This is a genomic window from Sphingorhabdus sp. (assembly GCF_044239005.1).
In the GTDB taxonomy this organism is placed as follows: Bacteria; Pseudomonadota; Alphaproteobacteria; order Sphingomonadales; family Sphingomonadaceae; genus Sphingorhabdus_B.
Window position 1 is genome coordinate 1 of record NZ_JBIICH010000027.1, and the last position, 19,939, is coordinate 19,939.

General features: G+C 56.9%; 21 protein-coding genes and 1 pseudogene. 7 read left to right on the forward strand and 15 right to left on the reverse strand.

Annotation, left to right across the window (positions count from 1 at the left end; translation table 11 throughout):
• The 4 genes and pseudogenes from ACILQA_RS03670 to ACILQA_RS03685 form a co-directional block, all read right to left on the reverse strand.
• Nucleotides 1-239, reverse strand: a pseudogene (locus ACILQA_RS03670) (spermidine/putrescine ABC transporter permease PotC); the annotation flags it as partial.
• A gap of 2 nt (nt 240-241) precedes the next feature.
• A complete protein-coding gene (locus ACILQA_RS03675; RefSeq protein ID WP_395628465.1) occupies nt 242-1,153 on the reverse strand; it encodes an ABC transporter permease in 912 nt (303 codons plus the stop codon).
• A gap of 3 nt (nt 1,154-1,156) precedes the next feature.
• Nucleotides 1,157-2,266 (reverse strand): PotD/PotF family extracellular solute-binding protein, encoded by a 1,110-nt coding sequence (locus tag ACILQA_RS03680; RefSeq protein WP_395628466.1) that lies wholly within the window; start codon nt 2,264-2,266, stop codon nt 1,157-1,159.
• Between the two features lie 144 nt (nt 2,267-2,410).
• Nucleotides 2,411-3,607: a serine hydrolase domain-containing protein gene (locus ACILQA_RS03685; protein ID WP_395628467.1), complete on the reverse strand. Its 1,197-nt coding sequence runs from the start codon at nt 3,605-3,607 to the stop codon at nt 2,411-2,413.
• Between the two features lie 268 nt (nt 3,608-3,875).
• On the opposite strand from ACILQA_RS03685, the gene ACILQA_RS03690 reads away from it, so the two are divergent.
• From ACILQA_RS03690 to ACILQA_RS03705, 4 genes are read left to right on the forward strand one after another with little or no spacing between them, the layout of a single operon-like run.
• On the forward strand, nt 3,876-4,484 hold the full coding sequence (locus ACILQA_RS03690; RefSeq protein ID WP_395628468.1) for a LemA family protein: 609 nt from the start codon (nt 3,876-3,878) through the stop codon (nt 4,482-4,484).
• 21 nt (nt 4,485-4,505) lie between these two features.
• Complete coding sequence (locus ACILQA_RS03695) at nt 4,506-5,297, forward strand: TPM domain-containing protein (RefSeq protein WP_395628469.1); 792 nt, start codon at nt 4,506-4,508, stop codon at nt 5,295-5,297.
• An 11-nt stretch (nt 5,298-5,308) separates the two neighbouring features.
• Complete coding sequence (locus tag ACILQA_RS03700) at nt 5,309-5,998, forward strand: TPM domain-containing protein (protein WP_395628470.1); 690 nt, start codon at nt 5,309-5,311, stop codon at nt 5,996-5,998.
• A complete protein-coding gene (locus tag ACILQA_RS03705; protein ID WP_395628471.1) occupies nt 5,995-6,513 on the forward strand; it encodes an NUDIX hydrolase in 519 nt (172 codons plus the stop codon). Before ACILQA_RS03700 ends, ACILQA_RS03705 begins: the two co-directional genes overlap by 4 nt.
• Here ACILQA_RS03705 and ACILQA_RS03710 read toward each other — a convergent pair.
• The 3 genes from ACILQA_RS03710 to ACILQA_RS03720 form a co-directional block, all read right to left on the reverse strand.
• The gene (locus tag ACILQA_RS03710) at nt 6,510-6,788 is read right to left on the reverse strand and encodes an ETC complex I subunit (RefSeq protein ID WP_324479731.1); all 279 of its coding nucleotides are present in this window, start codon (nt 6,786-6,788) and stop codon (nt 6,510-6,512) included. The two genes, ACILQA_RS03705 and ACILQA_RS03710, sit on opposite strands and share 4 nt — an antisense overlap.
• Before the next feature lie 56 nt (nt 6,789-6,844).
• A complete protein-coding gene (gene hrpB / locus ACILQA_RS03715) occupies nt 6,845-9,316 on the reverse strand; it encodes an ATP-dependent helicase HrpB (protein ID WP_395628472.1) in 2,472 nt (823 codons plus the stop codon).
• A 65-nt stretch (nt 9,317-9,381) separates the two neighbouring features.
• Nucleotides 9,382-10,395, reverse strand: coding sequence for a polyprenyl synthetase family protein (locus tag ACILQA_RS03720; protein ID WP_395628473.1), 1,014 nt, complete (start codon nt 10,393-10,395; stop codon nt 9,382-9,384).
• Between the two features lie 96 nt (nt 10,396-10,491).
• On the opposite strand from ACILQA_RS03720, the gene ACILQA_RS03725 reads away from it, so the two are divergent.
• Complete coding sequence (locus ACILQA_RS03725) at nt 10,492-10,779, forward strand: chorismate mutase (protein ID WP_183941418.1); 288 nt, start codon at nt 10,492-10,494, stop codon at nt 10,777-10,779.
• Here ACILQA_RS03725 and ACILQA_RS03730 read toward each other — a convergent pair whose 3' ends face one another.
• The 5 genes from ACILQA_RS03730 to ACILQA_RS03750 all read right to left on the reverse strand — a co-directional run bounded on the left by ACILQA_RS03730 (nt 10,780) and on the right by ACILQA_RS03750 (nt 14,869).
• Nucleotides 10,780-12,159, reverse strand: coding sequence for an ATP-binding protein (locus ACILQA_RS03730; protein WP_395628474.1), 1,380 nt, complete (start codon nt 12,157-12,159; stop codon nt 10,780-10,782).
• A gap of 14 nt (nt 12,160-12,173) precedes the next feature.
• Nucleotides 12,174-12,839 (reverse strand): response regulator transcription factor, encoded by a 666-nt coding sequence (locus tag ACILQA_RS03735; RefSeq protein ID WP_395628475.1) that lies wholly within the window; start codon nt 12,837-12,839, stop codon nt 12,174-12,176.
• 69 nt (nt 12,840-12,908) lie between these two features.
• On the reverse strand, nt 12,909-13,208 hold the full coding sequence (locus ACILQA_RS03740) for a hypothetical protein (RefSeq protein ID WP_395628476.1): 300 nt from the start codon (nt 13,206-13,208) through the stop codon (nt 12,909-12,911).
• 71 nt (nt 13,209-13,279) lie between these two features.
• Entirely contained in the window at nt 13,280-13,993 is a 714-nt protein-coding gene (locus tag ACILQA_RS03745) for an SIMPL domain-containing protein (protein WP_395628477.1), read from the reverse strand.
• A gap of 27 nt (nt 13,994-14,020) precedes the next feature.
• Nucleotides 14,021-14,869: a D-amino-acid transaminase gene (locus ACILQA_RS03750; protein WP_395628478.1), complete on the reverse strand. Its 849-nt coding sequence runs from the start codon at nt 14,867-14,869 to the stop codon at nt 14,021-14,023.
• An 81-nt stretch (nt 14,870-14,950) separates the two neighbouring features.
• Here ACILQA_RS03750 and ACILQA_RS03755 point away from each other — a divergent pair, with 81 nt between their 5' ends.
• On the forward strand, nt 14,951-16,753 hold the full coding sequence (locus tag ACILQA_RS03755) for an ABC-F family ATP-binding cassette domain-containing protein (RefSeq protein ID WP_395628483.1): 1,803 nt from the start codon (nt 14,951-14,953) through the stop codon (nt 16,751-16,753).
• Here the strand turns inward: ACILQA_RS03755 and ACILQA_RS03760 are convergent.
• A complete protein-coding gene (locus tag ACILQA_RS03760) occupies nt 16,750-17,265 on the reverse strand; it encodes a DUF6456 domain-containing protein (protein WP_395628479.1) in 516 nt (171 codons plus the stop codon). The genes ACILQA_RS03755 and ACILQA_RS03760 overlap by 4 nt on opposite strands.
• Before the next feature lie 88 nt (nt 17,266-17,353).
• On the opposite strand from ACILQA_RS03760, the gene ACILQA_RS03765 reads away from it, so the two are divergent.
• On the forward strand, nt 17,354-17,917 hold the full coding sequence (locus ACILQA_RS03765; RefSeq protein ID WP_395628480.1) for a helix-turn-helix domain-containing protein: 564 nt from the start codon (nt 17,354-17,356) through the stop codon (nt 17,915-17,917).
• Nucleotides 17,918-18,007: 90 nt separating this feature from the next.
• On the opposite strand, the gene secF is transcribed toward ACILQA_RS03765, so the two are convergent.
• Both secF and secD read right to left on the reverse strand, forming a co-directional pair.
• Entirely contained in the window at nt 18,008-18,988 is a 981-nt protein-coding gene (gene secF, locus ACILQA_RS03770; RefSeq protein ID WP_395628481.1) for a protein translocase subunit SecF, read from the reverse strand.
• A 10-nt stretch (nt 18,989-18,998) separates the two neighbouring features.
• A partial coding sequence (gene secD / locus ACILQA_RS03775) for a protein translocase subunit SecD (protein ID WP_395628482.1) occupies nt 18,999-19,939 on the reverse strand: 941 nt, incomplete at its 5' end.

A 19,939-nucleotide genomic window follows, 5' to 3' on the forward strand; every position in this document is an offset into this window, starting at 1 on the left:
AGCGCCGCGATGGTGAGCGAGTTGACCAACGCCTCCACCAGACTGTCGTTGTTCAGCGCTTTCTCATAATATTTGAGGGTAAAGCCCTTCCACACGACATTGCGCTTACTGTCGTTAAAACTGAAGATCATCAATAGGATGAGCGGCGCGTATAGAAACAGCATGGTCAATCCGACCCAACTGCGCATCCACAGCTTTCTGGTATATTCCAACGGCGCGATGGGGGTGCGATTGAACATCCTCACGCCTCCTTCACTTTGTTCGCGCGCATCGATTGGAACGCGATCAGAATGAACATTGCGTAGATGAGCAGGAACGAAAGCGCAGCGCCAAATGGCCAGTCATTCGCACGTTTGAATTGGCGCTCAATCACATTCGCAATCATCTGGCTATCTGTTCCGCCCATAAGGTCGGGTGTCAGATACGCACCAAGCGCCGGGATCAATGTAATCATCACGCCCGCGACAATGCCCGGAGCGGCCAGCGGAACCACGATCTGCATGAAGGTTTTGAAATGCCCTGCGCCCAAATCAAGGCTGGCTTCAATCAGGCTTTTGTCGAGCCGGTCGAGCGCGGAATAGAGCGGCAAGACCATGAAAGGCAGATGGACATAGACCAGCCCAAGCACGACCGCGAAATTATTGTACAGCAACTGCACAGGCGTCCATGCTTCCAGCGGCTGCATGCCGACAAGCGTACGTAGCCAACTTGCGCCTTCCCACAATCCGGCCAAGCCCTTGTTCATATATCCGTTGGTGCCCATCAGCGCCATCAACGCATAAGTGCGGATTAACAGGTTGGTCCAAAAGGGCAGCATGATGCCCAGCAGCAACCATGGCCGCCATTTTGGCGCGGCGAAGGTAATCGCCATGGCCACCGGAAAGCCGATGATGAGGCACAAGAGCGTGGTCAGCGCCGCGACCGCAAAGCTTTTCAGGAAAATCGATACATACAGCCACTCGGTGGCGCGCTTGTAATTGTCGAGCGTACCGGAGATTTCAATGTCGGCAGGGCCGGCATTCTGCCCAAAGCTGTACAGCCAAACGATGGCCATGGGCGCCACAAAAAAAAGGGCGAGCCAGAATACCGGCGCCGTCACAACGGCGGCAAATGGTTTCTTCTGGCTTTTCCAGTCTTGCAGCGCCCCCGACATATTTTAGGCGGCCCGCACGCGGGTGAACGCCTCCTCATATTTTGGCTGAAGCTCTGGATTGAACTTTGCATATTCGCATTTCGCCAAAACATCTGCTGGCGGGAAAATGACCGGATTGTTCTTGTACGCATCGGGCATCAGCGCCTTTGCGGCGTCATTTGGCGTTGGGTACAAAATGGTTTCGGTAATCTTTTTGCCGGCTTCGGCATCCAGCAAATAATTGATGAATGCGTGGGCATTTTTCGGATGCGGCGCGCCCTTGGGAATGCACAGATTGTCGGAGTTCAGCTGACTGCCCTCTTTGGGGATGACAAAACCAATGTCGGAATCTTCGACCATCGCCTGCGCAATGTCGCCATTATATTCGAGCACCACATCGACCTCGCCCTTAAGCAACAAGTCCTGACCATTGTCCTCGTGGAATGCTTTGATGTTCGGCTTTTGCTTGATCATCATGGCTTCGATGGCCTTCAAATCGGCATCGGTGAGGGCATTCACCGACTTGCCCATATATTTGCCGTAAAGCCGGAACATGTCGCCCGCCTCGGACAGCACCGCGATGCGGCCTTTATACTCATCGCTGTCGAACAGCACTTTCCAGCTATCCGGCACCGCCTTCACCTTGGACTTGCGATAGCCAATGCCAAGCGCCAGCCATGTGTATGGCATCGAATATTTGCGTGCCGGATCATAGGGAACATCCTGATAATCTTTGGCAACATTTTTGAAGTTCGGGATTTGCGCCTGATCAAGCGGCATCAGCATATCGGCCGCGGCCATACGCTCCACAAAATCGTTGGATGGGACGATAACGTCATAGCCCGGGTTTCCGGCGCGCAGCTTAGCGAACAGTTCGTCATTGCTGGCGAACAGCGTCATGTTGACGTCTACGCCAGCGCTGTCCTTATAATCTTCCAACGTGGTTTCACCGATATAGGTGTCCCAATTGTAGAAGTTCAGCTTTGCCTCTTCACCATTGGCCAGCTTCTTGGCTTCCTTCTCACCGCAGCCAGCAAGCGCGCCGGTCAGCGAGAAACCAACGGCGGCAACGCCCATCCCTTTTAACATGGCCCGGCGGTTGCTGCCCGCGTGTAAAAACGTCTTAAAGTCCATGATTATTCTCCAGCAGAAGCATATCGTAACATGCACATGCTGGACTATTAATGGGACTTAGAAAAGACACTTTTTTCCGCATGTTGCGGCGCAACTTTATTACGATTTAACGCAATTATTGTGCACCGCAACATGGCTCGGAATTCAGCGCTTTTTTGCCTCGGCGTCGACCGCGGCTTGGACTGCCTTGTAGAACGCTTCGCGCCCTTCGCCCACGGTTTCGGGATCGGTCGCCTTTGGCCAATTGCTGTTGGACGCGATGATCAGCTTCCGTTTGGGATCAATGAAGATGCCCTGCCCGAAAATGCCTTGGGCGGCATAGCTGCCGTCATCATAGGTCCACCATTGATAGCCATAGCCCCTGCCAGCCATACCGATGTCGGCTTTTTTGACTGTTGCAGATGCCAACCAGTTATCCGGCCATATGCTCTGCCCGTTGATCTTGGCACCGCCCATAACGAATAAGCCAAAACGGGCATAGTCACGGGTCGATGCCTGAATGCAGCAGCCGCTGATTTCATGCCCGGTTGAACCCAAAAGCCAGCTTGCGTCTTGTTCCATGCCATAAGGTGCCCAGACTTTTTCCGACAGATAATCCGACAGCTTTTTCTTGGTGGCAGAGCTGACCAACACGCCGATCAGGTTGGTTTCGCCGGTCTTATACACCCACTTCGTTCCGGCGGGCGCTTCACGCGGCAAATTGCGCATATAGCTGACCGTTACATCCATGCCCTTTTCGGGCTTGTGCAGGTTGAACAATGCGACGTCGGATTTGGGGTCGGCATAATCCTCATTCCATCTTACGCCCGACGTCATCGTGAGCAGCTGCGCAATCGTCACGTCGTCATAGGCAGACCCCTTAAGGTCAGGAATATAGGCCGAGACCATGTCGTCGACGCTTTTGATATAGCCATCCTTGATGGCCGCGCCGACAAGGGTCGAGGTGAAGGACTTAGCGACGGAGAAGCTTGTCCACTTGCCCTGCGCATCAAAATCGAGGCCGTATTTTTCAACACGGATCTTGCCATCTTGGACAATGACGAGGCCAGCGGTACGCTGCGCCTTCATATAGGCATCAACATCCATATCAATGGTCAGCGGTTCGCCCTTGGGCATGGGATAAACCGTATCACCTGCTTTGATGATGTTCGATTTCGCCAATATCGGAATGCGGTCCAATGCGCGGAAACCGGCGTCGCGCTGCTCTACGCTCCAGAACAGCACGTTAGCGTCCGTTGGTAGGTTGGCGATGAGCGCTTTCATATCCTTGTCCGCGCTGGCCCAGAAACCGCCGGCCGCAGCCGCGATCACAATAATTATACCGAGTATCCATTTTTTCATCTTGCTCCCCCAATGGTCATTTTTTGAGCAACGTTCATTCCGCCGCCCCTAAATCTACCTTCGCAATACATCAGATAATGACGCGAAAGCGAAATGAATTTATCATCACATCCATCGGGCAGCGCATCTCTTTACAATGCCCCACAGCAAAACATGACATATTGCCGATAGCAGACATTGCGAAAGCGGCACCTGCGCCTTATGTATGTAACACACGCCGGTTAAACGGCTGAAATCTGGGCGACAGCCCGTTGGAGGAGCTCTTTCGATGCGTAACCAAGTTGTAAAATCTTTGCTATTAACCGCTGCGGCCCTCTCTCTTGCAAGCTGCGGCATCAACAGCGTTCCGACCGCTGAGGAAAATGCCAAGGCGAAATGGGCCGACGTTCAGGCCGCGTTTCAAGAACGCGCCAACCTTATTCCCAATCTGGCAAATGTCGTCAAAGGCGCAGCTGCGCAGGAAAACAAAACGCTGACCGAAGTCATCGAGGCGCGCGCGCGCGCGACATCACCAAATATTCAGGTCAATCCTGATGATCTGGCCAACCCGGCCAAGATGGCCGCTTTCCAGTCCGCACAAAACCAATTGTCGGGCAGCCTCTCGCGCCTGCTCGTATCGGTTGAGCAATATCCGCAGTTGAAGAGCCAAGAGGGCTATCTGAAGCTGCAGGATCAGCTTGAAGGTCAGGAGAACCGGGTGCGCATCACCTTGCGCGATTATAACGAGGCTGTGCGCGGGTATAACACCACCATCCGCACTTTCCCCGATATCATCGGCGCAAAAATCATTCACGGCGCGCAACCGATGGTCCCATATCAAGCCACCACGCAAGGCGCTGAAACCGCACCGACGCTTGATATGGCGCCCGCTAACTAACCCCTTGTTGGGATTACACACATGAAAAAGGCCCTTGGCCTGCTGACAGCGCTGCTTTTGGCCTTAACCGGTCAGGCAGCGCTTGCGCAAAACTTCCCCCCGCTTTCGGGCCGCGTTGTCGATCAGGCAAATTTGCTCGATCCGCAGCAAGAAGCAGCGTTAACCGCCAAGTTGCAGGGGCTGGAAACGCGCACCAAGCGGCAGTTGGTTGTGGCCACGTTGAACAGCCTCGAAGGCTATGAAATATCCGATTATGGATATCGGCTTGGCCGCCAATGGGCGCTTGGGCAGGATGGCAAAGGCGAGACTGAAAAAGACAATGGCGCGATCCTGATTGTAGCACCCAATGAACGCAAAATGCGTATCGAGGTTGGCTATGGTCTTGAACCCGTCCTGACCGACGGCCTGTCATCGACCATCATTCGCAACGACATCACGCCACTTTTCAAGGCTGGCGATTTTGCCGGCGGTATAAATGCCGGCGTCGACCGCATCCTCACCCAGCTTGAGCTACCGGCCGACGAAGCCGCCAAAATTGCGCAAGCGGCGCAGCAACGTCAGGGCAAGGATGAAGGCATACCGTTGGGCGCGATCATCTTCATCCTGTTCATGATCTTCTTTGTATTTCTGCCCATGATCCGATCGACAAACGGCGGCGGGCGCAAGCACCGGCGCGGCGGCATGGCTCCGGTCATTATCTGGGGCGGTGGCGGTGGCTTCGGCGGTGGTGGTTTTGGCGGCGGCGGCTTCGGCGGCGGTTTTGGCGGAGGCGGCGGCAGCTTCGGCGGCGGCGGTGCTTCGGGTGGTTGGTAGAAAGTATCGTTATGGCCTTAACTAAAATTAGCCGGATGACCGAAGCCGACCACGCGTTGGTAACGGCCGCAGTTGCGGATGCGGAGCATCACACAAGCGGCGAAATCGTGACCATCGTCACCGATCTTTCCGATCATTATGAAGACATCGGCATCGCATGGGCAAGCGGCGTCGCCTTTGTGGCGCTCGCGACCTATACCACCTTCCCTGACATCTACATCGCCCTCATCAACCGCCTGACCGGTGGTTGGGGCCATGAATATACCACCAACGAATATGTCGCATTGTTGTTGACAGCGGTTGCCCTGAAATGGGTTGGAACATGGCTGATCCTGAAATGGATGCCGTTGCGTCTTTGGCTAACACCCAAAGCGACAAAATTGGCACGCGTGCGTAACCATGCGATCAGCCTGTTTAAGGTCGGAACCGAATCCAAGACTGTCGGGCGCACCGGCGTTTTGTTATATTTGTCGATGCTGGAGCATCGGGCCGAAATCGTTGCGGACGAAGCCATTGCATCAAAGGTCGCGCCAGAAGTTTGGGGCGATGCGATGGTTGCGCTGCTTGAGCATGTGAAGGCGGGCAACCCCGGACAGGGCGTTGCCGCCGCTGTTGCGCAAATGGGTGTTGTTTTGGCGGAGCATTTCCCCAAAGGCAGCGAAAACCCCAACGAAATACCCGACAGGCTTATCCAGCTATGAATGCAGACGAAGACGTCGAAAACGTGATGTGGCAAGGCCGCTTCATCACGGCGAAGACACGCGGAACATGGGAATATGTCAGTCGCGCGCGCGGTATCAAGGCAGGCGTTATCTTGGCGGTCGAAGATGACCATGTCTTGCTTGTCGAACAATATCGCGTGCCACTTGGCGCAAATTGTATCGAGCTTCCCGCCGGTCTGATTGGCGACCATGAAGAAGGCGAGGACACGCTCACCTCTGCCGCACGCGAGCTTGAGGAAGAAACCGGCTATCGGGCGGACAGGCTTGAAATCGTCGGTGAGTTTTTCTCATCCCCCGGCATGGTCAGCGAAAGCTTTTCACTGGTGCGCGCACATGGCCTTACGAAAGTAAGCGAAGGCGGCGGTGTTGATGGCGAGAATATCATCGTGCATCGCGTCGCCCTGCACGATTTGCCACGCTTCGTTCAATCGAAGCGCGACGAGGGCTGCGTTGTCGACGTCAAGCTGCTGATGCTGCCCGGGATGCTGTTTTAACGGAAATTATCCGCATAAGCCTGAAGCTTCAGGGTTTTGGGCGGTGTGGGAATGTAGGTCGCGGCGATGCCTTTTTTGTCGGCATAAGCGCGCGCGGCATCAAGCGTTGGAAAGGTCAACTGGACCTGCGATTGCGTATCGCCTGAACCCGCCCAACCCATCAACGGGTCGGCCTTGCGCGGTTCGTTCGACTGAAACTCAAGCACCCATTCGTTCGTGCGGCCACGGCCCGATTGCATGGCATTTTTGGGACGCTGAAAAATACGGGCAGACATGGATATTTCCTGAAAATTATGTTCGCGGTTGCCTTGCCCGAACGGCAATGGATTCGTCAAGCGTTGCGGGGCACATCGCGCGCTTGGGCCTTTTTCGTCTTCAGGCTGGCCACACTCTCCCACGGCGCATCAGGCCAGTTATGCCGCGGATATCTCCCCCGCATTTCCTTGGCCACGTCACGCCAGCTACCGCGCCAAAACTCTGGCAGGTTGCGGGTGGTCTGGATTGGACGACCAGCAGGCGACGTCAGGCTTAACACCAGCGCAATGCGTTCCGCGCCGACCGTGGGGTGGCTATCAAGGCCAAACAAGCCCTGTACGCGAAGCTCAACCGTTGGCCCGGCTTCTGCTGCATAATCGATGGCATGTGTCGTTCCTGCGGGACTGACAAAGGATGCTGGCGCGATTTGGTCAATGCGCGTGCGCTGATCCCAGCCCAGCATATTGTCGAGCGCTGTCGACAATGCCGCGGGTGAGACATCGCGCAGCCGGTTCACGCCCATCAGCAGCGGCAAAAGCCATTGCTCCGCCGCTTCCAATAATGCCTCGTCACTGACAGCTGCTATGCCTGCAAATTGTGCGCGCTCACGCAGCGCAACCGCCGCTTTTGACCATAGCAGCGCGCCCACACCCATTTCGCGCACTGCAGCCATGAGGGCGCGCGCCACGGCCGTCTGGTCGGGCTTTTCCACGCGACCTTCGCTTAAGACTATCGCACCGATCCGCCGCTGCACGCGCGCATCCACACGGTCGGCGTTCTTATCGTAAGACAGGGCCTCTTCCTGTGTTATCCGGTGGGCGAAATGGCTGAGTATCTCGGCTTCCGTCAATGGCGCGGCGGACAATATGCGCGCGCCCGATGCAGCGCCTTGGACATCGGCCACCGCTAGCCATTCTTCGCGTGCCAGAAGCGACGCGGTGTCCAACTGCAACCCGCGTCCCATCGCGCTAATCCACTTTTCGCCCTTGTTATCGCGGCGCTTGGCAATGCGATCGGGATAGGCGGTGGCGATGAGGCCGCCGATGCTGAGCGGTTCTTGTCCGCCAGCACCGCTGCGGCACATCCGCGATATGCGCTGCGCCAGCTTGCGCGCGGCATCCGCCTTAGGGGTGCGTTCGCCGACAAAGCGTTCAAACCGCGTTTCGATATTCTCGCCTTGCCCGCCAAGCCCGCGTTCCTGCAGCAGCAGGGCGAGCATCGCCGCATCTTCGCTTTGTCCGCTCTTGGACGCTTCAACGACCATATGTGCGAGCGGCGGTGGTAAGGGTAGGTCCGCAAGCTGAACGCCATGCGGGGTAATGTGCCGCGACGCATCAAGTGCGTTGATGGACAGCAAAAGCTTGCGCGCTTGGTGAAGCGCGGGCGCCGGCGGGCCATCAAGCCAGCGTAACTTGGTCGGGTCATTCTCTCCCCAACGTGCGCAGTCGAGCAGCAACGGCGCGAGGTCGCTTTCCAATATTTCGGGCGGGTCAAATGGGGGAAGCCCGCCATTGCCGGCTTCCTGCCACAACCGATAGGCAACGCCCGCCTGCTGCCGCGCGGCACGCCCTGCCCGCTGGGTTACCGCAGACAGGCTCGCGCGCTCGGTCACCAGCCGCGTAACGCCAGCCGCTTGGTCGAACCGCGCGCGCCGCGCCAAGCCACTGTCGATGACGATGCGAACGCCATCAATGGTCAGGCTGGTCTCGGCAATGTTGGTCGCAAAAATGATTTTCCGGCGCTGCTGCGCGTCACGGCGGACCGCTAACCTCTGGGCCGCCGGGTCGATTTGGCCATGCAATTTATGCACGACGATATCCGCGCCAATAGTCCCGAGACTGTCCACGGCGCGGTCAATTTCGCGCACGCCTGGCAAGAAAACCAGAATATCGCCGTCTTCTTCGGACAGCGCCTGCCGGACCGCGCGCACGATATCGGTTTCGATTGCCTGTTCGGCGCGGCGGCCAACATAGCGGAAATCCAGCGGCCATCTTTTACCATCGCTCTCGACGACTGGCGCATCGCCCATCAACTGGGAGAATCTGGAACCATCCAAGGTTGCCGACATCGCAAGCAAACGCAGATCGGGCCGGAATGCCGCTTGTGCCTCAAGTGCAAGCGCAAGGCCAAAGTCGCTGTCGATGCTGCGTTCATGGACTTCGTCAAACAAGACCGCAGAAACGCCGACAAGCTCCGGGTCGCTGATGATACGGTTGCGGAAGATGCCCTCGGTCATGACCAAAATGCGGCTATTGGGGCCTTGTTTGCTATCCAGCCGCGTCGTGTAGCCAACCCGTCCGCCGACAGCTTCGCCTAGCCCCTCCGAAATGCGTTCTGCCGCCATGCGCGCGGCAAGGCGGCGCGGGGACAGCAGCAAAATCTGGCCATCGCAATAAGGTTCATCCAACAATGCAGGGGCAACCATCGTGGTCTTACCCGCACCTGGCGGCGCAATCAGGACGGCATTGGGTGATGCACGCAACGATGCCAGCAGGTCTGGCATAACGGCCATGACGGGCAACATATGGTCCGATGTTTTTTCAGCCATGATGGTTTCCGGCTGTCATCATGAATTGCGCCTGTGCCCGTGCTTCATCGGCACTGACCGTGCGATCAATATGCGCGTGCTATGGCGAATTCGACCGCCTCAGTCAGCGCAGATTTGGCTTCACCATTGGGGAAATGCGCAATCGCATCAATTGCGCGTTGGCCATAATGCCGCGCGCGATCCAGCGTATCGTCAATCGCATTATGCGCCGCCAGCAACGTGCGCGCATGCTGCAAATCTACGTCCGAAATCCGGTTGCCAAGCATCGCATCGCGCCAGAATTTCTGTTCATCGGCATTGCCACGGATATGGGCCAGAATGACGGGCAGGGTTACCTTGCCATCACGGAAATCGTCACCGCTGTCTTTCCCCATCGTTGCGCCATCGGACACATAATCAATGGCGTCGTCGACCAATTGAAATGCGATCCCCAGATTGCGGCCATAAGCGTCCAGCGACATTTCTTGCGCGTCGCCGCTCTCGGCCACGACCGCCGCAATCCGGCAGGCCGCTGCGAACAACGCCGCAGTCTTCGATCCAATGATTTCGAGATATTTCTCTTCGGTCGTCGAAATCTGCCGCTGGGCGGTCAATTGATTGACCTCTCCTTCTGCAATGACAGCAGACGCGTTCGACAAGATTTTGAGGACCTTAAGCGATCCGTCCTCGACCATCAGCTCAAATGAGCGGCTGAACAGGAAGTCACCGACCAATACTGCGGCAGGGTTGCCGAAAATGAGGTTGGCGGCGGTTTTGCCACGGCGCATGTCGCTGCCGTCGACGACATCATCGTGCAGCAAGGTTGCAGTGTGAATAAACTCAACGGCCGCCGCAAGCTTGTGATGACGCTCACCGGGATAATCGAGAAGCTGCGCGCAGGCCAATGTCAGCATCGGGCGCATCCGCTTTCCACCGCCCGCAATAAGATGCCCGGCCAGTTCAGGAATTAGCGGAATTTCGGACTGCATGCGGTCCAAAATGACCGCGTTCACCTTGTTCATTCCGGGCGCGACCAGCTTCAACATGGGTTCCAAAGATGGCGCACGATTTCCGCCGATTTTATGTATGGTTGCAGTCATAATCGTTTCGCTCTGACGACAGCCGCGCCGCAAGGCAAGTGCAAATGGCGTATTTCCTCTTGTCCGTTGCAGTCATTATCGGCACAGGATGCAGTCATGGACGATCAAGAAACCCTCACCCGTTTTCGTGAAAGCATCGACAATATCGATGCCGCGCTCGTATTCATGCTGGCTGAGCGGTTTAAAATAACGCAGGCGGTGGGCGAGTTTAAGGCGAAATCGGCGCTACCGCCAGCTGACCCAGCCCGCGAAGAACGGCAGATTGAACGGCTTCGCCAACTGGCCCGCGATGCGAAGCTTGATCCCGATTTCACCGAAAAATTCCTGCGCTTCATCATCGATGAAGTCATCCGCCACCATCAGCAGATCCGCGACGCAAGCTGATTAGCTGGTCGCTTTGGGCAGCCTAAGGCGCACGAGCAACCCGCCCAAGTCTTCGCTTTCTTCGAGCCGGACGGTCCCGCCGTAAATTTCCACAACATCGCGAACAATCGCCAAGCCAAGCCCAGTGCCCGGCTTACCAGTATCTAGACGCGCGCCGCGGTCGAACAAGCGCTCACGCTCGGCTTCGGGTATGCCTTTACCGTCGTCCTCAATAAGCATTTCGACAAAATCGCCTGCGTCCTCGACCGTAACAAACACGCTGCCGCCGCCATATTTGGCTGCATTTTCGATCAAGTTGCCGAGCATTTCATCGAGATCCTGGCGTTCGACACGCGCGGAAATTTCTTTGTCGCCCGCCATGTCGAGCCGGACGTGGGAATATAGGCGGCTTACGGCGCGTTCGACGGACTCAAGGCTGTCCCATATTTGCGCGCGGCTATGGCTATGCCCGCGCCGTCCGACGGCACGCGCACGCGCCAGATGGTGGTCCACCTGACGCCGCATCGTCGTGGCTTCGCGAATGATGGTGTCGGCGAGGTCGGGCGATTGCGCGGTCGCACTGTTCATGATGACCGTAAGCGGCGTTTTGAGCGCATGGGCCAAATTTCCTGCATGACGCCGCGATTCTTCGGCTTGCTTCTCATTATGGTCCAGCAAGGCATTCAGTTCATTGACCATCGGCATGACTTCGTCAGGCAAAGCGTCGGTAACCCGGCTTTCGCGGCCACTGCGCATCTGCGCAATCGCTTTACGCACCGCACGCAGCGGCCATAAGCCATAAAATGTCTGGAGCGCCGCCAAGATAATGAGGCCAAGACCGAGCAAAAGAAAACTCGTTACCAGAACGGACCGTAGCTCGATAATTTGCCGATCAAGGCTGTCACGGCTTTGCGCGACCATGAAGGTCCATGCGATGTCGGAATCGGGTAGCTTGATCGCGCGTTCGGCAATGCGCAGCGGTTCGTCGGCAAATTCGTTGCTGTTCCGGAAATGAACGGCTTGGTCGTTATGATTGGCCGGCGCGCTCAATGCGCGGTCCCATAAGGACCGGGATGGGAATGGCATCGCGCCCTTCCCGGTGATTTGCCAATACAGGCCGCTGTTGGGTTCAAGAAAGCGCTGGTCGCCCAACGGCCGGTTCATCCGGATTTCTCCATCGGGACCGATTTCCGCCGAAGCAATCATCGCGGTCAGGACATATTCCAGCTGATTGTCGAAATTCTGCTCGACCGAATTGACCAACACACGGTCAAGCGCGGCGCCGCCACCGATCAACAATATCGTAATCCACGCCGCAGCGGTCAGAATCATCCGGCGGGTTAGCGAACCCGTGCTCTGAAACTGGCTTCGCCACGTCGGTGCTTGATTGGCCGTTTTCATGGCGACCGGCGGGTTCAGCTGACCGGTTCCTCAAGGCTATAGCCAAGGCCGCGGATCGTCGAGATCACATCTTGGCCAAGCTTTTTGCGGATGCGCGTTACGAACACTTCAATCGTGTTGGAATCGCGGTCAAAATCTTGATCATAGATATGCTCGATCAACTCGGTCCGCGAAACAACCTTACCCTTGTGGTGCATCAGGTACGACAGCAATTTATATTCCTGCGCGGTCAATTTCACGGGCTCGCCGCCCAGCGTGACCCGGCCCGAGCGTGTATCAAGGCGAACCTCGCCAACGGTAAGCTCGGATGAAGCATTGCCCGATGCGCGGCGGATAAGCGCCCGAAGGCGCGCAATCAGCTCTTCGGTCTGGAATGGCTTGGCCAGATAATCATCGGCACCCGCGTCCAGACCAGCCACCTTGTCGGACCAGCTGTCACGCGCCGTCAGAACCAGAACGGGGAATTTACGGCCTTCTTTGCGCCAGCGATCGAGAACCGTGAGGCCGTCAATTTCAGGCAGGCCAAGGTCAAGAACGACCGCATCGTAATTTTCGGTCGAGCCCATATAGTGGCCGTCTTCGCCGTCGGTGGACAAATCAACCGCGTAACCAGCACCTTCAAGGGTGGACTTCAGTTGCTTGCCCAATGTGGGTTCGTCTTCGACGATCAAGATGCGCATGCTGTCCCCTTATAGTGTCAAAATTTATGTCGGTATCGGGCTAGCAGATTCAAGTGCAGCCACAAAATCCTATCCGCGTTGGCGTAAAACGTTACCTGTTCGGGCATCTACGTCGACAAATATCACCCTGTCGCGGTTGATGAACTTCAGCCGGTAGACTTGCGCGCTGGGATCATATTCAGGACCCAGATATTGCATCCCGCGCATACGTGGCACGACGCTTGCCTCGATCTCGCGCAGCGATTTCACCTTTCCAGCCGCCATATCCTGACGTGCATCATCCTGTTCACCGCGCCGCGCATCGGCGGGAAAGGCAGCAAGCAACGCAATGGCCGAAAGCCCTGCGAAAATTGAAGTTCGGTTCAACATTCCTGCGCACTACCCCCATGGCATTGAACGTAAAATGAATGGGGCCGATCATCACAACCGGCCCGATAAGATTATTTCACCATTTCAAAGGTGAATGACATGCTTGCCGCGACGCTTAATTCGCCCGGCGCGATCGGTGTCAACTTTTCAGACGCATCCATCGCGCGCAAGACCATGGGCCGTGGATAGCCACCGCCTTGGCTGTCGGTTTCTTCAACGCGCAAGACGCGGACATCATTGTAGCCAGCCTTTCGTGCAAGGTCTTTTGCGCGGTTCATCGCCGTTGTCCAAACCTTGTCACGGGCAGCGGCACGAAACGCACTGTCATCATCAATGCTGAATGTCGGACCATTGAAGCTTGTCGCGCCATCGACAGCGAGCGCATCCAGAAACGCGCCCAGTTTCTTCAAGTCGCGCAGTTTCGACGTCACCATGTTCGAAGCCTGATAGCCTTTGAAAATTTGCTGCCCATCGCGATAGTCAAATTGCTGATTGAGGCTAATCTGCGTGGTTTGAATATCGCGTTCGGCAATGCCCAATTTCTTCAGCCGCGCAACGACAGAAGCCATTTGCACATTATTCGCCCGAACCGCCTCGGTCGCCGTTGGTGCCATAGTTTGGACGCCCGTCGAGAAGGTCGCGATATCTGGCTTGGTGTCTACAGATTCGGTGATCGTCAGATCAATGACGGGGTTGGCGGCGGTAATATTGACCTGCGTGGCCATCGCTTCGCCCGACGCCAAAGCTGCGGTTGCCAGAAACGCGGCAAAAATCATTCTACGCATGAAATGCTCCTGTGTGATGCCAGCCACTTATATCGCGGTTTGGCGTGCCCAATCGATATAGGCTTGGCGAAGCTGAACGGTTGCCGAACCGGGCGTTCCATCACCGATGGTTTTGCCGTTGATTTCCACCACCGGCATCACAAAGCCTGATGCCGACGAAACAAATGCTTCCGCCGCCTGTTCCGCCTCTGCGACCGAAAACGCCCGCTCTTCGATTGTTTGCGCAACCAATGGCAAAACCGCGGCACGGGTAATACCATGCAGGATGTCGCGGTTCAGCGGATGCGTCACCAGCACGCCATCATGCGTAATGATATGCGCGTTTTGCGCGGTCCCCTCAGTCACGACGCCGCCACGTTCCATCCACGCGTCATCAACCCCGCGGGCAATGGCTTCGTTTTTCATCAGCGACGCATATAGCAATTGCGTCGTTTTGATATCGGCCCTGCCCCAGCGCAGATCGGGCAAGGTCACCACACGAATGCCGCGCTTGGCCAATGGCGTGTCGGCCAATGCACGGCTTTGGCTAAAGGCCAGAACGGTCGGGCTTGTGCCTTCGGGTGGGAAGACAAAATCGCGGTCAGTCGGCGCACCGCGCGTGACTTGCCAATAGATCATGCCTTCTTCAACCGCATTGCGCGCGACAAGCTCGCGGCAAATCGTGAGCCATGCTGCGGCATCAGGCGCGCCTTTAATTCGGAGTTCGCCCAGCGAGCGGGCCAGCCGCTGCGCATGGCCTTCAAAATCCACAAGCTTGCCGCCAAGCACCGAGACAACTTCGTAGACCGAGTCAGCGAACAGAAAGCCCCGGTCGAATACCGATACTTTGCCGTCGATTTCGGGAACATATGCCCCGTTGAGATAAATATTGCGCATATGACGTCTGTGCTGGAAGCGCCGCTAATCGTCAACATCGACATTGTCATTCCCGTTGCGACCCCCTATCCGCCAGCGCATATGTCTCAACCCCCAATCTTCGCATTCGAAAATCTCGCGCTACAGCAAGGTGGCGGCTGGCTGTTTCAGGATATCGACCTGTTTATTGGCGCACGCGACAGGCTCGCGCTGATTGGCCGCAATGGCGCGGGCAAAACAACGTTGATGAAATTGGTCGCGGGCTCGGTCGAGGCGGACAAAGGCAACCGCGTTGTCGTTCCCGGCACAAATATCGTGATGCTGGAACAAGACCCCGACGTGACATCGTTCGATCGGCTCGTCGATTTTGCCATTCATGGCGAAAAAGGCCCGCCTGAATATGCGGTGCGCGCCATTGCGGACCAGTTGGGCATTAATCTGGACCGCGAAGCCAAGACCGCAAGCGGCGGTGAGAAACGGCGCGCTGCGATTTGCCGGGCGCTTGCAAGCGAACCCGATTTGCTGTTGCTTGACGAGCCGACCAACCATTTGGACCTCGCCGCGATTGAATGGCTTGAGGATTGGCTGACGCGCTATCGCGGCGCCTTCATGGTTATCAGCCATGACCGGACGTTTTTAACGCGGCTGACGCGGCAGACATTCTGGCTGGACCGTGGCCTGTTGCGCCGCAATGAGATTGGCTTTGGCGGCTATGATGCGTGGACCGAGCGGGTCTATGCCGAAGATGCGCGCAATGCGGACCGGCTTGATGCCAAGCTAAAAATCGAGGCCCATTGGCTTGAGCGCGGCGTCACTGCGCGGCGTAAGCGCAATCAGGGACGGCTCGCGAAGCTGTGGGAAATGCGCGCCGCACGCGCCGCAATGATTGGCCCGCAAGGCACCGCCAAGCTTGCCGCCTCAAGCGACGATAGCAAAACCAAAACCGTTATCAGCGCAGAAGGCATCGGCAAAAGCTTTGGCGACCGCACGATTATCAAGGATTTCACGCTGCGTATCCAGCGCGGGGACCGTATCGGCATCGTCGGCGCGAATGGCACCGGCAAAACGACCTTAATCCGTATCCTGACCGGTGAAACGCAGCCCGACAGCGGCAGCATCACGCTATCGCCAACGCTGACCGGCATCGTGATCGACCAGCAGCGCAAATTGCTGACCCCCGAAAAGCGCGTGCGCGATGTACTCGCCGATGGCAGCGACTGGATTGATGTGCGCGGCGTGCGCAAACATGTTCAGGGATATCTGAAAGAGTTTCTGTTTGACCCTGCATTGATTGAGGCGCGGATCGGCTCGTTATCGGGCGGCGAACAGTCGCGCATTTTGTTGGCGCGCGAATTCGCGCGTGAAGCCAATTTGCTGGTGCTGGACGAGCCCACAAACGACCTCGACCTTGAAACGCTGGATCTGCTGCAGGAAGTCATTGCCGATTATGATGGCACCGTGCTGATCGTCAGCCACGACCGTGATTTCCTTGACCGAACGGTGACGCTCACGCTCGGCCTCGATGGATCAGGGCATGTCGATATCATTGCGGGCGGTTATGCCGATTGGGAGGCCAAGCGGGACAAGCGCGACAAGCCCGCAGCGAAAAAAGCGGAGAAAGCCCCCGCGCGGCCAGAGGTAAGCAGCGCCACCGCGCCTGCCAAGCGGGTTAAGCTGACATACAAAGACCAGCGCGATTATGATCTGCTGCCCAGCCGCATTGCCGAGATCGATGCCGAGGTTGCAGCTGCCGAAAAGGAAATGGGCGAACCTACGCTCTACACGAAGAACCCGGCACGATTTGCCGAACTGACGGCCAAGACCGAAAAACTGCGCGCCGAAAAGGACGCGGCGGAGGAGCGTTGGCTCGAATTGGCCATGATGGTTGAGGAAGCCGCCACCTAACCCGGTATCCGGTAAAAGGTCACAAGCCGGTCGAGCGCAATTTTCAACACGAGCTTTCCAGACCGCACTGGCCATGACATTTCCCGTTCTGCCGCAGGCATACTTTCGCCCACGCAGATAACGCGCCACGCAATGTCCGACAGGTCAGGGCCAAGCGCGGACAAGGCATCGTCAAAACGCGCCTTCGCGCTCATCATCCGCTCTGTCCGGTTCAATCCCGTCGGCGCAGCGCGTGTTTGGCGGCCGATCGGAATATTTTCCCACGACATGGTGACATGCGGGCCGAGCGCCGCAGATTCATAATCGCGGCGCAAGGTTTCCCCGGCCAACATCTGCCGGTCCGACAAGTGGCCGCGCGCATGCAACCATGAAAGCGGCGATTCCGCGAGATTCACGGTCACTGTGCGGCGGGCTTTCGCATTTCGCGGCACTGGCCCGCTTTCGCGCAAGCCCCGCTCGGCCAATAGCCGTGGATCAGGCACATTACGTTTTGCATGGGACTTTGAGGGCATATTTATTCTCCGCTTAATCAGCGAATCACCCTTGCCATGTGGTAAATATTGTAGGAAAGAAAAAACCTATCTGGTGATGGGGTATTTTATGCAAAGCCGAATTCGTGATGTGCGCAGGGCCAAAGGGATGACGCTCGCCGATGTGGCGGAACGCTGCAAACCCGCAACGACGGCGCAGACCATTGGACGGCTGGAGACGGGTACGCGGGTGCTGTCGCTGATTTGGATTAACCGCATTGCAGACGCCTTGGGCGTTGAATCGAGCGATCTGGTGGCCCTGCCCGATCAGCAGTATTTGCCTGTGGCCGCCATCTTAAGCGAGGACGGCACACATGCGCCGACCAAGGAAGAGCGCATCATGGTACCCAACGTGGGCGGAACGATGGTCGGCCTGCGTATTGCCGCGGCAACGGGCGAATATCGCCGTGGTGACGAATTATGGCTTGAACAGATTCAGCCTGATGCATTTGGATCGGCGCTCAATCTCGACGTGCTCGTTCCACGCCCCGGTGGCCGTTTCCTCTTTGGCCGATTGTTGGGGCGCGAGGCGGGCAAGCTGCATCTGCTGCCGCTTGAGGCGGGAGCACGGCAGCAGGTGGTTGCGGACCCGGCGTGGATTGCGAAAGCCGTACGGCTCGTCCGCAAGCTGTAGCGCGTTTGGTGCGGATATCACGGCGAACGCGCAGGCATTCTCCTGAAAAGAGAATGCCCGCCCGTTAGCCGAATTTCACGGACGTCAGGATTAAGATTCAAAACCTTCGCTGATACGCTCGGCCTTTGAACCGGCTTCTTCGGTTGGCACAAAGCTGTGCGAGCCAACCTTGAGCCAGATCAGGATTGGCGCGGCCTGATAAATCGACGAATATGTTCCGACGACAATACCGAACGCCATCGCCGCGCTGAACCCGAAAATAACATCTGGCCCGAACAGCACCAGAATGATCAACGGCAGCGAGATCGACACGCTGGTCATGACCGTACGCGACAATGTTTCGTTCACCGAAAGGTTCAAGAGCGATGCCATTTCCATCTTGCGGAATTTCATCAGATTCTCACGAATACGGTCATAAACAACCACGGTATCGTTCAACGAATAACCGATGATCGTCAGCAGGGCCGCGATGATGTTCAGGTCGAACTCCCAACCCGTCAGCGCAAACAGGCCGAAGGTAAGCGTTACGTCGTGGACAAGCGACCAGATGGCGCCCACGCCGAACTGCCATTCGAACCGGAACCAGATGTAAATCGATACGCCAGCCATCGCCGCGAGCAGCGCGAGGATACCCTTGCTGAACAATTCCTCAGATACCTTACCGGACACCGAATCCACACCGTCAATGCGGACGTCGGGATGGCCCGCTTTCAAGGTTTCGGTGATCTTTGTTGCCATGGCATTGGCAAGCTCAGGATTCTTGTCTGCGCCTTCCGGCAATTTCATGCGGATCGAAACCTGATTTTCCGCACCAAAACGCTGAATGGTCGGATCGCCATAACCGAGCTGTGCTACGGTCTCACGCAATTCAGTGACCGGTGCGGCGGCGCTTTGCGTAAATGTCGCGCGGATCATTTGGCCGCCGATAAAATCGACACCAAAGTTCAGGCCCTTTGTGGCCACCAAGCCAACCGACGCGACCATGAGCAACAGGCTGATGCCAAAGGCCCAGCTGCGCCATTTCAGAAAATCGATATTGGTATCGTCAGGAACGAGTTTGAGCAGTTTCATGTCTATATCCTCAAATCGTCAGGTCATGGGGACGCGTGCGCTTCACCCAGCGTGAGACCCACATGCGCGTGATGGTAACGGCGGTGAAAACCGATGTGACGATCCCGATCATCAATACCACTGCGAAGCCGCGAATGGGTCCGGAGCCAAAAATGAACAGCAATACCGCCGCAATGACGTTGGTACTGTTCGCGTCAAAAATGGCGCGGCTGGCTTCTTTGTAGCCAAATTCAATCGCCTGCACGACACGGCGACCCCGTTTCAATTCTTCGCGAATACGTTCGTTGATCAGCACGTTTGCGTCAACCGCCGCACCAATGGTCAGGACGAAGCCGGCTATGCCCGGCAGGGTCAGTGTTGCGTTGGCAAATGCCATCACGCCAAGGATCATGGCGACGTTGATGACCAACGCGAAGTTGGCGTACATGCCGAAGCGGCCATAAACGAGGAACATCAGCACCAGAATTGCAGTGGTCCCGATGACCGCAGCCAAAATGCCGCGGCGAATGGAGTCGGCACCCAAATCTGGGCCAACCGAGCGTTCCTCAACAATTTTCAGGTCAACCGGCAATGCACCCGACCGAAGCGAGATGGACAGCGCGTTCGCACTTTCGGTCGTGAAGCTTCCGGAAATCTGGGAAACGCCTCCAAAGATGGGTTCACGAATTTGGGGCGCGGAAATCACTTGTCCGTCCAACACGATGGCGAACAGCTTGTTGACATTCTGCTGGGTCATACGGGCAAATTTCTGCCCACCTTCGCTATCGAACTGGATGGTGACCGCTGGCTCATTTGTCTGCGAGTCGAATGTCGGGTCAGCCTTCACCAGCTTGTCGCCCGAAATGCCGCCCAACCGGCGCACGGCAATGTACGGCAGACCGGAGGGGTTATCGGGATAGGGCAGAACTTGGCTGCCAACGCGGGCCTTGCCCTGCGCGGTCTGATCGGGAT